This window comes from Mesorhizobium sp. AR10, from assembly GCF_024746795.1.
GTDB lineage: Bacteria > Pseudomonadota > Alphaproteobacteria > Rhizobiales > Rhizobiaceae > Mesorhizobium.
The window spans coordinates 5,375,568-5,390,088 of sequence record NZ_CP080524.1 but is presented as its reverse complement, the minus strand read 5'-3'; the positions used below and the strand labels follow the sequence as shown (position 1 = coordinate 5,390,088).

The 14,521-nt window shown below is 63.2% G+C and carries 12 protein-coding genes; 4 read left to right on the top strand and 8 right to left on the bottom strand.

Annotated elements, in window-relative coordinates; all coding sequences use genetic code 11:
* Positions 1–51: 51 nt before the first annotated feature.
* Positions 52–2,697, bottom strand: a complete 2,646-nt coding sequence (gene pepN, locus LHFGNBLO_RS29980; protein WP_258603226.1) for an aminopeptidase N — start codon at positions 2,695–2,697, stop codon at positions 52–54.
* A 151-nt stretch (positions 2,698–2,848) separates the two neighbouring features.
* Here pepN and LHFGNBLO_RS29975 point away from each other — a divergent pair, with 151 nt between their 5' ends.
* Both LHFGNBLO_RS29975 and LHFGNBLO_RS29970 read left to right on the top strand, forming a co-directional pair.
* A complete protein-coding gene (locus LHFGNBLO_RS29975) occupies positions 2,849–5,155 on the top strand; it encodes a xanthine dehydrogenase family protein molybdopterin-binding subunit (RefSeq protein WP_258603225.1) in 2,307 nt (768 codons plus the stop codon).
* A 124-nt stretch (positions 5,156–5,279) separates the two neighbouring features.
* The gene (locus LHFGNBLO_RS29970) at positions 5,280–6,182 is read left to right on the top strand and encodes a DMT family transporter (RefSeq protein ID WP_258609962.1); all 903 of its coding nucleotides are present in this window, start codon (positions 5,280–5,282) and stop codon (positions 6,180–6,182) included.
* On the opposite strand, the gene LHFGNBLO_RS29965 is transcribed toward LHFGNBLO_RS29970, so the two are convergent.
* From LHFGNBLO_RS29965 to LHFGNBLO_RS29955, 3 genes are all read right to left on the bottom strand, one after another.
* Positions 6,183–6,995: a helix-turn-helix domain-containing protein gene (locus LHFGNBLO_RS29965; protein ID WP_258603219.1), complete on the bottom strand. Its 813-nt coding sequence runs from the start codon at positions 6,993–6,995 to the stop codon at positions 6,183–6,185.
* 72 nt (positions 6,996–7,067) lie between these two features.
* Positions 7,068–7,961 carry a uracil-DNA glycosylase gene (locus LHFGNBLO_RS29960; protein ID WP_258603218.1) on the bottom strand — a complete coding sequence of 298 codons (894 nt, stop codon included), beginning with the start codon at positions 7,959–7,961 and terminating at the stop codon, positions 7,068–7,070.
* A 50-nt stretch (positions 7,962–8,011) separates the two neighbouring features.
* Positions 8,012–8,653 (bottom strand): hypothetical protein, encoded by a 642-nt coding sequence (locus LHFGNBLO_RS29955; protein ID WP_258603215.1) that lies wholly within the window; start codon positions 8,651–8,653, stop codon positions 8,012–8,014.
* Positions 8,654–8,857: 204 nt separating this feature from the next.
* Here LHFGNBLO_RS29955 and LHFGNBLO_RS29950 point away from each other — a divergent pair, with 204 nt between their 5' ends.
* On the top strand, positions 8,858–10,537 hold the full coding sequence (locus tag LHFGNBLO_RS29950; protein WP_258603213.1) for an electron transfer flavoprotein-ubiquinone oxidoreductase: 1,680 nt from the start codon (positions 8,858–8,860) through the stop codon (positions 10,535–10,537).
* 68 nt (positions 10,538–10,605) lie between these two features.
* A complete protein-coding gene (locus LHFGNBLO_RS29945) occupies positions 10,606–11,208 on the top strand; it encodes a DUF922 domain-containing protein (protein WP_258603209.1) in 603 nt (200 codons plus the stop codon).
* A gap of 135 nt (positions 11,209–11,343) precedes the next feature.
* Here the strand turns inward: LHFGNBLO_RS29945 and LHFGNBLO_RS29940 are convergent, their stop codons facing one another.
* The 4 genes from LHFGNBLO_RS29940 to LHFGNBLO_RS29925 all read right to left on the bottom strand — a co-directional run bounded on the left by LHFGNBLO_RS29940 (position 11,344) and on the right by LHFGNBLO_RS29925 (position 14,416).
* Entirely contained in the window at positions 11,344–12,360 is a 1,017-nt protein-coding gene (locus LHFGNBLO_RS29940) for an endonuclease/exonuclease/phosphatase family protein (protein WP_258603203.1), read from the bottom strand.
* A 77-nt stretch (positions 12,361–12,437) separates the two neighbouring features.
* On the bottom strand, positions 12,438–13,943 hold the full coding sequence (locus tag LHFGNBLO_RS29935) for an AMP nucleosidase (RefSeq protein ID WP_258603200.1): 1,506 nt from the start codon (positions 13,941–13,943) through the stop codon (positions 12,438–12,440).
* 87 nt (positions 13,944–14,030) lie between these two features.
* Positions 14,031–14,225 carry a hypothetical protein gene (locus LHFGNBLO_RS29930; protein WP_258603198.1) on the bottom strand — a complete coding sequence of 65 codons (195 nt, stop codon included), beginning with the start codon at positions 14,223–14,225 and terminating at the stop codon, positions 14,031–14,033.
* Positions 14,226–14,257: 32 nt separating this feature from the next.
* Positions 14,258–14,416, bottom strand: coding sequence for a hypothetical protein (locus tag LHFGNBLO_RS29925; protein ID WP_258603196.1), 159 nt, complete (start codon positions 14,414–14,416; stop codon positions 14,258–14,260).
* Positions 14,417–14,521: the final 105 nt, after the last annotated feature.

Here is a 14,521-nt window from a genome sequence, read left to right as displayed (position 1 = left end):
AATCGACTAAAATAACGCCGAAGCTGCTGCAACAAGGGGGACATTGCGCACTTACGCTAACGTCCGCTCCACAATGTCGCGCAAATCGGCCGACAGGTTTTCGGCATTGGCGATCGAAAGCAGGGCTTCCCTGGCCTTGGCCTGGCGGACGGGCTCAAGCGAGCGCCATGATCGCAGCGCCGTTGCCAGCCTTGCCGCCACCTGCGGGTTGCGTTTTTCGACTTCCAGCACGGTCTGCGAAAAGAACCGGTAGCCTTCGCCATCGGCGCGGTGGAAGCCGGTCTGGTTGGCGCTGGAGAACGTGCCGATGAGCGAGCGCACCCGGTTCGGATTGGCCATCGAGAAAGCCGGGTGATTGGTCAGCGCGCGCACCGCATCGACGGTTTGCGGACCGGGCACGCTGGCCTGGATCTGGAACCACTTGTCCATGACCAGCGGATCGGACCCATATTTCGCCTCGAAGCCGGCCAGCGCCTTGATCGCTTCGGGCGAACCGCGATGGCGGTGCGCAAGCACGGTGAGCGCCGCGGCGCGATCGGTCATGTTGGTTGCGGCCTGGAAATGCCCGGCGGCAAGCGCAGCACCTCCGGGGAGCACGCTGAGATAATCCAGCAGGATGTTGCGCAGCGCCCGCTTCCCGGCGCTCGCCGCGTCCGGACTGAACGGGCCATCGGTGGCAAGGCGATCGTAGAGGCTGGAGAATGTCTCCCGGTTGGCCTTGGCGATCGCGATCGACAGTGCCTCGCGGCCCGAGAAAATGGCATCGGGGTCGATGATCTTGCCGATGTCGCGGGCAATATCGGACTCGCCGGGAAGTGCCAGCGCCAGCGCCCGGTAGGCCGGCTCGAGCGTCTCGTCACCGGCGATCTTGCCGGCAAGCTCGGTCAGCCGCGCGGTGAAAACCGGCGGCTTGCCGCCAAGGGTCTGGCGGAAGGCGGCAATCAGCGCATCCGTCAACAGCGTGTTGAACGCCTGCCAGCGCGAGAAGGCGTCGCTGTCGTGGCCGGCCAGGAAGAACTGGTCGTCGGCCTTCTGCTCGACCGAAAGCGTTATTGGCGCCGAGAAACCGCGGTTGAGCGACACCGCCGGGCGTTCGGTGACGCCCGAAAAGCGCACCATGTGCCGGCGCTTGCGGATATGGATGACGCCGTCCTCGACGCTGGCGCCCTCGACGCCGTTATAGGCGACCGGCTTGCCATCGGCGCCGACCAGGCCAAAGGCCAGGGGAATATGCATCAGCCGCTTGCGGCTTTCGGACGGCGTTGGCGGCACCGACTGCTCGATCTCAAGGGTGAATTCCTGCGTTGTCGCATTGTGCGTCGAACTGACGGTCAGGTTGGGCGTACCCGCCTGATGGTACCAGAGCGAAAACTGCGACAGGTCGCGGCCGGAAACATCCTCGAACACCTTGACGAAGTCCTCGATCGTCGCCGCCTCGCCGTCATGGCGCTCGAAATAGAGGTCCATGCCGGCGCGGAACGTTTCGGCGCCGAGAATGGTGCGGATCATGCGCACCACTTCCGAGCCCTTTTCGTAGACCGTCGCCGTGTAGAAATTGTTGATCTCGCGGTAGCGGCGCGGCCGCACCGGATGGGCCAGCGGCCCCTGGTCCTCGGGAAACTGGTGCGCGCGCAGCGTGCGCACTTCGGCGATGCGCTTCACCGCCCGCGAGCGCTGGTCGGCGGAGAATTCGTGATCGCGAAAGACCGTCAGCCCTTCCTTCAGGCAAAGCTGGAACCAGTCACGACAAGTGATTCTGTTGCCTGTCCAATTGTGGAAATACTCATGCGCGATTATCGCCTCGATATTGGCGAAATCGGCGTCCGTCGCGGTTTCCTGGTCGGCCAGCACATATTTGTCGTTGAAGATGTTGAGGCCCTTGTTCTCCATGGCGCCCATGTTGAAATCGGACACGGCGACGATGTTGAACACGTCGAGGTCGTACTCGCGGCCGAATGCCTCCTCGTCCCATTTCATCGACCGCTTCAGGGCATCCATGGCGTAGCCGGCGAGCCGTTCCTTGCCGGGCTCGACATAGATGCCGAGCTCGACATCGCGGCCGGACTGGGTGACGAAACTGTCGGCGACCTTGCCAAGCGCGCCCGCCACCAGCGCGAACAGATAGGACGGCTTGGGGAAGGGGTCGTGCCAGACCGCATAATGCCAATCGTCGGCAAGCGCGCCGCTATCCTCCGGGTTGCCGTTGGACAGGAGCAGTGGCGCCTCGTGACGCGGCGCTTCGATGCGGACCGTGTAGACGGACAGGATATCGGGGCGGTCGAGAAAATAGGTGATGCGGCGAAAGCCTTCGGCCTCGCATTGCGTGCAATAGACGTTGCTGGAGCGATAGAGGCCCATCAGGGCTTCGTTTTGCGCCGGCGCCAGCTCGGTTTCGATGAGCAGCTGGAAGCGGGATGCCGCCGGCGGTGTGGTGATGGTCAGCTGGTCGGGCGTGGCGAAAAAATCCGCCGGCGCGAGTTCTTGGCCGTCGATGGCGATGCGGCAGAGCGTCAGCCCATCGCCGTCAAGCACCAGCGGCGCTGATGTCGCAACGCTGTCGCGGCGCTCGACCGTCAGCACGGCGGTAACGCGCGTTGCTCCTGGCGAAAGGCGGAAGGTCAGGCTGGTTTCCGGAATGAGATAATCAGTGGAGCGATAGTCTTCGAGCTTGAAGACCTGGCCGGTATCGGTGCGCATTCCCTAGGTTTTCCTGTCGTTTCCGGCGCGGCAGACGGCTCCGCTGGTCCAAAAAATTTCAAGTCCGCGCTCTTTACACGAAACGGTCCCTCGACAAAACTGCGGCAATGCCTATTTCAGGCGTTCGTTTTCCCATCATCACGAGGCATGCATGACCGTAGTCACACCGAAATTCGGCATGGGCGCTTCTGTGCTGCGTCGTGAAGACCGGGCCTTCCTCAAGGGCGAGGGCCGCTATACCGATGACATTCAGCCGGCAGGTGTGCTGCACGGCTATGTCTTGCGCTCACCGGTGGCCAAGGCAAGCTTCACCATCGGTTCGACCGACGCGGCCAAGGCTGCGCCCGGTGTTCATCTGGTGCTGACCGGTGCGGATCTCGCTCATCTTGGCAATCTCAAATCCGACGTCATGCAGCGGCAGCCGGACGGCACCAAGGCGCCGACCCGCGACATTCCGATCCTCTGCCGCGACCGGGTCAACTATGTCGGCGACGCTGTCGCCTTCGTCGTCGCCGACAGCCGCGCGCAGGCGCAGGACGCGGCCGAACTGATCGATGTCGATTACGATGGCGAGGATGCCGCGTCCGGTACGGCCACGGCGCTGGCCGAAGGCACGCCGCTGGTCTGGCCGGAACTCGGCTCCAACCGCGCCTTCGCCTACCACATCGGCGACAAGGCCAAAACCGCCACGGCATTCGCCAAGGCGGCTCATGTCAGCCGCATCGAATTCGTCAACAACCGGCTGGTCTGCAACTACATGGAGCCGCGCTCGGCGATCGGCGAATGGAAGGCCGACGAGAACCGCTTCGTGCTGACCACGGGCTCGCAGGGTGTGCATTCGATCCAGTACATCCTGACCAGCTTGTTCAAGATCAGGAAAGACCAGCTGCGCGTCATCACGCCGGATGTCGGCGGTGGCTTTGGACCGAAGAGCTTCGTCTATCGCGAGCATCCGCTGGTGCTTGAGGCCGCCAGGCGCCTTGGCCGTCCGGTCAAATGGGCGGGCGATCGTACCGAGCATTTCCTCACCGATGCGCAAGGCCGCGACAATGTCGTGACTGCCGAAATGGCGATCGACAAGGACGGCCGTTTCCTCGGCATGAAGGTCGATCTGCTCGCCAACATCGGCGCCTATGTCTCGCAATACGGCCCGTTCATTCCCTATATCGGCGTCACCATGTCGACCGGCGTCTATGACATTAGGGCGATCGACGTCTCGGTGACCGGTCTTTACACCAACACCTGCCCGGTCGATGCCTATCGCGGCGCCGGCCGTCCGGAAGCGGCGTTCCTGCTGGAAAAGCTTGTCGACGCCTGCGCCCGCGACATGGGCCTCCCGGTGGAAGAAATCCGCCGGCGCAATTTCATCAGTCCTGAGCAGTTCCCCTATCGCACCCAGACTGGTCGCCTATACGACACCGGCGAATTCGAGGGGCACATGAACCGCGCCATCGAACAAGCCGAATGGAAGGTGTTTCCCAAGCGGCTCGAACAGTCGAAAGCTGATGGAAAGATCCGCGGCATCGGCATGGCGACCTATATCGAAGCCTGCGCCTTTCCGGGTTCGGAGCCTGCCTTTGTCGAACTGAACGGCGACGGCACGGTGACGCTCAAGATCGGCACCCAGACCAACGGGCAGGGGCATGCGACCGCCTATGCGCAGTTCCTCTCGGAAAAGCTCAATCTCGACATCGACAAGATCCATGTCCGCCAGGGCGACACGGACGAGCTGAAGGACGGCGGCGGCACCGGCGGCTCGCGCTCGATCCCTCTCGGCGGCGTATCAGCTTCTCGCGCGGGCGAGGATCTGGCCAACAAGATCAAGCGCATCGCTGCCGATGAACTGGAAGCCTCGGCCGGCGACATCGAACTGTCCGATGGCGTTGCCCGCATCGTCGGCACCGACCGCACGATCGATTTTGCCAGCATCGCCAAGGCCGCCAGGAACCCGGATGATCTCAAGGGCTTCGGTGAATTCGTCCAGGACGAATGCACCTATCCGAACGGTACCCATATCTGCGAGGTCGAAATCGATCCCGACACCGGCACGACCAAGATTGTCCGCTACACCATCGTCGATGATTTCGGTGTCACGGTGAACCCGATCCTGCTGGCCGGCCAGGTGCATGGCGGCGTTGTCCAGGGCATCGGCCAAGCGCTGACCGAGGACACGATCTATGGCGAGGATGGACAATTGTTGACGGCGAGCTTCATGGACTACGCCATGCCGCGCGCCGACGATTTCCCGTTCTTCCATTTCGAGACCCGCAACGTGCCCTCGACCACCAATGCGCTGGGCATCAAGGGGGCGGGCGAGGCCGGCACGATCGGCGCAACGCCGTCGGCACTCAACGCAGTGACCGATGCGCTTTACCGCGCCTATGGCGTCAAACACATCGACATGCCGGCGACGCCGGCGCGCATCTGGGCGACGATACAAGCAGCGGCCAGACCATGATCCCGAACCGAAGGTCCGCGACAGCGAAAAGTGGAAGCCGGTTTTCGGAAAAGATCATGGTCGGATCAGGCTCGAAGTGAACGCCACAATTCATGCCGGCGGGCACAACACGCTCACCGGGATCATGCTCAAGATCGTGTCGGTGGCGGTTTTCGTAGGCATGGCGTCCTGCATCAAGGCGGCGGGTACGGTGCCTGCCGGGCAGATCGTCTTCTTCCGCTCCTTCTTTGCCATCTTTCCGATCATCGTCTTCCTCGCCTTCCAGGGAAAACTCGGCACCGCGTTCTCGACCAAACGGCCGCTCAACCACATTGCGCGCGGCATTGTCGGCGTCTGCGCCATGGGCCTCGGCTTCTTCGCGCTGACGCGGCTGCCGCTGCCGGAGGCGATCACGCTGAACTATGCGCAGCCGCTGCTGGTCGTAGTGTTCAGTTCGATCTTCCTCGGCGAAGCCATCCGCGTCTATCGCTGGAGCGCGGTCGGGGTCGGCCTGATCGGCGTGCTGATCATCTCATGGCCGGAACTGACTCTGTTGAGCTCTGGCGCAGCACTCGACGACCAGGAGGTGCTCGGCGTCATCGCCGCCCTTGTCGCGGCGGCGATCTCTGCCGTGGCCATGCTTTTGGTGCGCAACCTCGTCCAGAGCGAGCGGACGGCGACCATCGTGTTGTGGTTTTCGGTAACGGCAAGCGTCGTCGCGCTGTTGTCGCTGCCCTTCGGCTGGCAGGCGCTGACACCACTGCAGGCGGGTCTGCTGATTGCCGCAGGCTTCTGCGGCGGGCTGGGCCAGATCCTGATGACGGCCGCCTATCGTCATGCCGAAGCCTCGGTCGTGGCGCCGTTTGAATACACCTCGATGATCCTCGGCGTCGTCGTCGGCTATCTCGTCTTTGGCGATGTCGCTACGCTCAACATGCTTGTCGGCGGCCTGATCGTCGTCGCCGCCGGCATCTTCATCATCTGGCGCGAGCGCCAGCTTGGCCTTGAGCGCACCCGCACCCGCAAGGCAGCCCCGCCACAAGGGTGATCACGACAGATCGGCCCGCTCCTTCGCCAATCGCACCAGCACAGTCCGCGTCTGCTCGTCGGCGGGGAAGAAGGATTCGATCGCCAGTTCCGACAGCGTCACGTCGAGCGGTGTGCCGAACACGGTGATGGTGCTGATGAACGACAGCACCGCATCGCCATGCGCAAGCCGCAGCGGATGCACGATCGCGTTCGGCTCGACCGGTACCGGCCGGCTACCTCTAAGGCCGGACGGGTAGGTCCGCAGCTCGCGCTCCAGTTCGACCAACACGGGGTCGCCGGAGGCGTCGTTCTGGTGCTTCAGCCGGTCGAGCAGATGGGCGCGCCATTCCCCCAGGTTGACGATGCGCGGCGCGATGCCGCCTGGATGCAGGCTGAGACGAAGCACGTTGACCGGCGGCGCCAGCAGGGAGGCCTCAGCGACATCGGCCAGGAACGGGCCGATCGCCGCATTGGCCGAAACCAGGTTCCAATGCCGGTCGACGGCAAGCGCCGGGAACGGCTCATGCCCCCTAAGCACGATCTCGACGGCAGCCATCGCCGGCGCCAGTGTGGCATCGCTGAGCGAGCGCTCGCCGAAGCTCGGGGCAAAGCCCGCGGCCAGCAGCAGCTGGTTGCGCTGCCGCAGCGGAATCGACAGCTGCTCGGCCAGATGAAGCACCATGTCGCGCGACGGTGCGGCGCGGCCGCTTTCGACGAAACTCAGGTGCCGCTGCGAGATCTCGGCTTCCATGGCGAGGTCGAGCTGCGACATGCGCCGGCGCGTGCGCCATTCGCGAATGAGGCTGCCGGCGGAGGTCTGTGCTGATGTCATGGCGGCAGACTATGCCGGCAGCGATCGCATTTCCATTACCTGTGAGGTCATAACGCAGGCGCGCCACGAACCTCAGCCCAGCGCCCGCAGCTTCGCCTTCACTTCGAGGAAATCCCGCCACGCCAGCTTCTTGTGCGCCGGGGTTCGGAGCAGATAGGCCGGATGCAGTGTCGGCATGGCGGGAATGGCGGTGCCGGACGCCGTGGTGTGGACGCGCCAGTTGCCCCGCAGCCGCAAAATGCCTTCGGTGGTGTTGAGCAAGGTCTTTGCCGAGGGACCGCCCAGATTGACCAGAACCTTCGGATTGACCAGTTCGATCTGCCGTTCGATGAACGGCCGGCAGATCTCGGTCTCGTGCGGCGTTGGCGTGCGGTTGCCCGGCGGCCGCCAGGGAATGACATTGGCGATGTAGACCGAAGTCCGGTCAAGGCCGATGGCGGCCAGCATGCGGTCGAGCAACCGACCCGAGCGGCCGACGAAGGGCAATCCTTCGATATCCTCGTCGCGGCCGGGTGCTTCGCCGACCAGCATCACCGCGGCGTCAGGATTGCCGTCGGCGAACACCAGGTTCTTGGCGGTGAATTTGAGGTTGCAGCCGTCGAATGCCGCCATGTGCTGGCGAAGCTCGTCAAGGGTAGCCGCCGTCGCCGCCAGCTGCCGCGCCAGGGCCGCTTGAGCCTCGTCGGGCACCGTCGCGGTGGCGGACGGTGCGCGCGCCGCCGGTGCCGCATTTGGCCTTTCGCCGGTTTCGGCGCGTGAGAAGCTCGTCGAGCGTTGTGGCGCCGCGCTTTCGCCAGTCGGCGGAGACGGCGCGGTTGTCGCAGGCGCGCGTTCCGCCGGCCTGGGGGCAGCCTCGGCAAACCTGTTCACTGGCGCCTCTTCAAGCGCCTCATCGACGCCCGCGCTGGCATAGAAAGCCAGCAGGTCGCGCAGGTCGGGTTGGTTGTTTCGGGAAGCGGCAGTCATGTTTTCACATTCGGCCGCGCAGCGGAAATTTGCAAGTTCAGCTCGCAAGTTCACCCTGTCGGTATGCGCGGGTCCTGCACCAGATAGAATGTCCAGCGCGGCGTGTAGTCGGTGATCATGAAGTAGAAATTCGCCGTCTTCAGCGGATCGATCTTGCCGTTCTTGAACAGCAGCCGGTCATAGGGTTCGAAATCGCGGTCGAAATCGGCAAAGCTGCTCGACCAGATATTGTCGGGTGTCTTGTTGCGCTGGTCGAACGACAGGCCGTCGCCGAACACGCTCGGCCGGTCGAGGATCTCCTGCAGCTCGAACTGGAACTCGACCCAGGCCTGGCCGCTGTTGTTGAGAATGTCGATGCGCACATACATGAGGCCATTGGCGAATTCGCCGGCCGTGCCGAATGGCTGGATCGGCTTCGTCGTGCGAATGGTCAGCGTCACCGGCGTCGAAGAATTCAGCTCTTCGGTGATGACGAGCGGATCTTCCTTTGTCCCGACGCCTGAAGCCCCGGTGATGCGGAAGCCGCCAAGTTCGTCCGAGAAGGAATAGGCGCCGGCCGCCCACACCTTCACCTGCTCGGCGTGGACGTCGACCGGCGCCAGGAGAAGGGCCAAAAGAAGCGCGCGGCAAATCCGGCCGGGCGTGGAAAAAAAGCGCGTCGATGAAAAGCCGGATGGCCCAGGAGTGCGCATGGCGCGAAGTATGGCCGATAAGCAAGCCGTCGAACAATTAAAATGTGGGCATTGCGTCCAGGCGGGCGCAAAACGGATCCTATCCGCGACTTTTTGTCGAAATCGGCATTGTCACGTCAGCGCCGGTTTCCCGTCGCGAATTGATGCGCTATGCAGCGCAGGAGCCAGCACAATGCGTAAACGCGGCAAGCCAGTGAGGGGTTGATGAGCGACATCGAACGCGAGAGCATGGAATTCGACGTGGTCATCGTCGGCGCCGGCCCGGCGGGGTTGGCCGCCGCGATCCGTCTCAAGCAGGTCAATCCCGAGCTTTCCGTGGTCGTCCTGGAAAAGGGCGGCGAAGTCGGCGCCCACATCCTGTCCGGCGCCGTCGTCGATCCGATCGGCATCGACCGCCTGTTGCCGGGCTGGCGCGAGGAGGAGGGCCATCCTTTCAAGACGCCGGTCACCGCAGACCATTTCCTGGTCCTCGGCCCGGCCGGGTCGTTCCGCCTGCCCAATTTCCTGATGCCGCCGCTGATGAACAATCACGGCAACTACATCGTCTCGCTCGGCAATGTCTGCCGCTGGCTGGCGACCAAGGCCGAGGCGCTGGGCGTCGAGATTTATCCGGGCTTTGCCGCGGCCGGTCTCATCTACAATGACGCTGGCGCCGTCACCGGCGTCGTCACCGGCGACATGGGCGTCGAGAAGGACGGCACGCACGGCCCGGGCTTTGCGCCGGGCATGGCGCTGATGGGCAAATATGTGCTGATCGGCGAGGGCGCGCGCGGTTCGCTCTCCAAGCAACTGATCGCCAAATACAATCTTTCCGATGGCCGTGAGCCGGGCAAGTACGGCATCGGCCTCAAGGAACTCTGGCAGGTCAAGCCGGAGAACCACAGACCGGGCCTGGTGCAGCATTCCTTTGGCTGGCCGCTCGACATGAAGACCGGCGGCGGCTCCTTCCTCTACCATCTCGAGGACAATATGGTGGCGGTCGGCTTCGTCCTCCACCTCAACTACAAGAACCCCTATCTGTCGCCTTTCGAGGAATTCCAGCGCTTCAAGACCCATCCGGCAATCAGCGGCACCTTCGCGGGCGGCAAGCGGTTGGGCTATGGCGCGCGTGCCATCACCGAAGGCGGCTGGCAGTCGGTGCCGAAACTGTCCTTCCCCGGCGGTGCGCTGATGGGCTGCGCGGCCGGCTTCGTCAACGTGCCGCGCATCAAGGGCTCGCACAACGCCGTGCTCTCCGGAATGCTGGCGGCCGAGCATGTCGCGCAAGCGATCGGTGCCGGCCGTGCCAATGACGAACTGGCGTCCTACGAGGCGGCATGGCGGGCGACCGATATCGGCAAGGATTTGAAGAAGGTCCGCAACGTCAAGCCGCTGTGGTCACGTTTCGGCACCATCATCGGCGTCGGCATCGGCGGCCTCGACATGTGGCTGAACACGCTGTTCGGCTTCTCGCCCTTCGGCACGCTGAAGCACGGCAAGGCCGACTACGCGACGCTGGAGCCGGCTGCCAAGCACAGCAAGATCGCTTATCCCAAGCCGGACGGCGTGCTGACCTTCGACCGGCTGTCCTCGGTGTTCCTGTCCAACACCAACCACGAGGAAAACGAACCGGTGCACCTGCTGGTTGCCGACATGGATCTGCAGAAGCGCTCCGAACATGACATCTTTGCCGGGCCCTCGACGCGCTATTGTCCGGCCGGCGTCTACGAATGGGTCGACAAGGATGGCAACGCTGCCGCCGACCCTACGGCGAAGGATGTGCGCTTCGTCATCAACGCGCAGAACTGCGTCCACTGCAAGACCTGCGACATCAAGGACCCCAACCAGAACATCAACTGGGTGCCGCCACAAGGCGGCGAAGGCCCGGTGTACCAGAACATGTGAGCCGCACGGGCCTGTTGAAACTGCCTCGCGCTTGTGTTTCCCTGACCTCTGCGTGTGGAGAGGTGATGATGCGGCTGGCAATTCTGACATGCCTTGTGGCGGCCGGCGCACTGTGCGCCCACGCAGCGCCGGCATCCGCCGGCATCAAGGTGCTGGTCAGGGAGCGGACCTACGACATCACCGGAACCACGGGCAAAGCCCTGGTCGAGGCCATGGATCGCAAGGGGCCGAAGCAAGGCTTCATGACGCGCGCCATCGCCCAGACTGGTTATGTCGCCAATTGGGACATCAATATCAGCCGCGAGGATGGCGTCTGTCGCCTGCGTCAGGCCGATGGAACGCTCGAAATCACCTACACCTTTCCTCACATGGCCTCAGCCATAACGCCGGCGCTGCAAAAGCGCTGGAAGCGGTTTTTCGCCGGCACCCGTGCCCATGAACACACCCATGGCCGCATCGCCAGGGAAATGATGCGGGCTACCGGGAAATCGATCACCGGCCTGGCGTTTGCCGACAACTTGTTGTGCAGCAGGACGCGCCGCGAGGCCAAGCGCCGGATCAGCGCCATCTATGCCGAATACGAGGCGAAGCAGAACGCCTTCGACGCGCGCGAGCATCGCGACGGTGGCCATGTCGAGCACCTCGTCAATGCTCTGATACGCAAGCGCTAATGCATGTCGCCCAAAAGCATGCCCTCGGGCTTGACCCGAGGGCGCGCAGCGGTTTTTGGGATAACGACATGCATAAAAACAAAGACTTGAAGCGCGGCGACTGGATACGTCTCCACGCGACGCGCTTTGGAAATTTCAGCCGCGCGTCCTGCTGGCCTGGGTCAGGGATACGGTTGCGGTTACGTCCTCTTCGACCGGCTTCTTTTCTTGCGACGGCAGCGAGAACTCCACCAACACCGGCAGGTGGTCGGAGCCGGTGTCCTCCATCCTCGCGACCGAGTGGATCATGATAGCGCCCTTGCTGAACACCTGGTCGATCGGCAGTCCGGCGAAGCGCCGCAGGAAATCCGGCAGCTTGATATAGAGCCAGGTCGGTCCGGCCGACGGCATGATGGTCAGCTTTCCGAGCGAAGCGACGCGCCGGACGGCCGCACTCCACGGCACGGCGTTGCAGTCACCCGCCATGATGGCCGTCTCGCCGAGAGAGGAGAGCGATTGCGCAAGCTCACCGATCTGCCAGTACTGCTCGCGTGGCCACGGCCAGCTGAGATGAATCGCGGCGACATCGACGCCAATGCCACCGAAGTCGACGGTCGCTATCGCCATCGCGCCGCGCCGCTCGCAACGCGGTTCGGTGCCGGCGGCAAAGGGTCGCCGCGAGAGCAGCGCGACGCCGAACATGCCGTTGGGGTAGGGACAGAGGATCCGGTATGGATATGCGCTGCTGATATAGCCAAGCTCGGTCGTCCACATCGCTGACACTTCGTCCAGGGTGATCACGTCGGGATTGGTCCGGCCGATCAGCGACAGCACCTTCTTCGGCGTCGGATTGTCGAAGCGCAAATTCATCTGCAGCAGGCTGTAGACCATCTGGTCGCCAGGCTTGGGTTCATTGGCCGCCTGGACCGGCCACAGCCGCGGCAGTGCGTTCAACGTGGTGGCGAAGGCAGCCACTGCAAAAAGCAAGGCTACGGCCGCCTGCAGGCGAAACGAGGTGGCAAGCAGCGGCAGCGCGCAAAGCGCCATCAGCACGGCCAGATGGACGCGGAAATGCGCGAAGGAATCAAAAGCAGGGTGCAGGAAGCCGAAAAACCCGGCCACCAGACCGACCGAGCAGGCAAGCATTGCGAGGAATGCCACCGAAGCCATCATGTTTCGAACGCCTGCCATCTCGTGTCGTTATCGCCAGAAATACGGCCCAATCAAGATGGCGAAATGTCCCGTCGGTTCTATTGGAACGCCGTCTCCGAAAAGCTTCTCAGCTTGCGCGAATGCAGCCGCTCCATCGGCATCTCGGCGAGCTTCTCCATCGCCCTGATGCCGATGGTCAAATGCTGCGCCACTTGCCGCTTGTAGAACTCGGTCGCCATGCCGGGGAGCTTCAGTTCGCCGTGCAGCGGCTTGTCGGAAACGCAAAGCAGGGTGCCGTAGGGTACCCGGAAACGGAAGCCATTGGCCGCGATCGTCGCCGATTCCATGTCGAGTGCGATCGCGCGCGACTGCGACAGCCGCTGCACCGGCCCGCGCTGGTCGCGCAGTTCCCAGTTGCGGTTGTCGATGGTGGCGACGGTGCCGGTGCGCATGATGCGCTTGAGATCGTAGCCTGACAGGCCGGTGACCTCGGCGACCGCTTCCTGCAACGCTACCTGGATCTCGGCCAGCGGCGGGATCGGCACCCAGACCGGAAGGTCGTCGTCGAGGACATGATCCTCCCTGACATAGGCATGCGCCAGCACATAGTCGCCCAGCGCCTGGGTGTTGCGCAGGCCGGCGCAATGGCCGAGCATCAGCCAGGCATGCGGCCTGAGCACCGCTATATGGTCGGTGATCGTCTTGGCGTTGGAGGGGCCGACGCCGATATTGACCATGGTGATGCCGCCATGGTTCGGCTTCTTCAGGTGATAGGCAGGCATCTGCGGCAGCCGCGGCGCCGCCACACCTTCGCTGGGCGCGCTTTGCCCGGCCTTGGTGACGACGTTGCCCGGTTCGACGAATTCCGCATATCCGCCGCCGCCCTTCGCCATCAGGTCGCGGGCGCGGGCGACGAATTCATCGATATAGAACTGGTAGTTGGTGAACAGTACGAAGTTCTGGAAATGCTGTGGCGTGGTCGCTGTATAGTGCGACAACCGGTGCAGCGAATAGTCGATGCGTTGCGCCGTGAACGGTGCCAGCGGGCGTGTTTCGCCGAAAGCCACTTCGAATGTGCCGTTGGCGATCTGGTCGTCGGTGCCGTCGAGATCCGGCACATCGAACAGGTCGCGGATCGGCCGCTTGATGCGCTCGGCTGCCGCACCATCGACATGCGTGCCTTCGAGGAAGGCGAAATGCAGCGGAATCGGCGTGGTCGATTCCGACACCGTGACCGCAACGCCGTGGTTGCGCATGATCAGGCGCAGCTGTTCGGTGAGATAGCTTTCGAACAAGGCAGGCTGGGTGATGGTGGTCGAGAAATGCCCCGGCGTCGGCATGTGGCCATAGGCCTGCCGCGAGTCGATCTGGGTGAACGAGTTCGTGGTGACGCCGATCTCGGGATAGAAGGCGCGGTAGCGCTTGCTGTTGTCGCCGCCTGCTGCGGCGAGTGCTGCAAACGAGTCGCGCAGGAATTTGGTATTGCGGTCGTAGAGGACCTGCAACGCAGCGACGGCTTTTTTGGCATCATTGAAACTTTGCCGGCCAAAAGGCTCCGGCATGACGACAGATTCGATAGCTTGGGGATAGATTCGCTTTTCCATGGCTCAATATAGAGACTTGGACGTGCGGTTGGGAGGGGTATGGCGGCCGAACCCGGCCAAAGCGACGTTTTTTCTCTTTTTGCCTTCTTACCCGCGTTGCAGGCTGACCAGCAGCACGAAGCCAACGCCGTTCTTCTTCATAGCCGGCGCCTCGATCGTCGAGCCGGCATCGGCGCGCATCATCGGCACGGCCAGAACCGGCGCTGCAAGCAGCGTCAGGATGAGCGCCGCCCGCGGCAGGAGCCGAAGGGTCTTGAGGGCGTTGGCGGCGATGCGGTTCATGGCTTTTGCTTTTTCTAGGGTGTCTGTCGGGTTCAGTTGCGAAGGTGGTTCGGACAACCGAACCGGCAGGCGTTGGAATTGGCTACATCCCAGGAGCGAGCCGGGCGACCGGCTTCGGCGACGAGGATGGCGAAGAACATACCGAACAGGCTCATCAGCAGGCAGACGATGGTGAAGCGGCGGGCGAGCATTGCGTGGTGTCTCCTTCAACACGCACAAGAATGCCCTGATGCAACTGAACCGGCTCTGATGCCGGCGTTCATCTGCGGTTCAAACTGATTGACGGTGTTTTGACC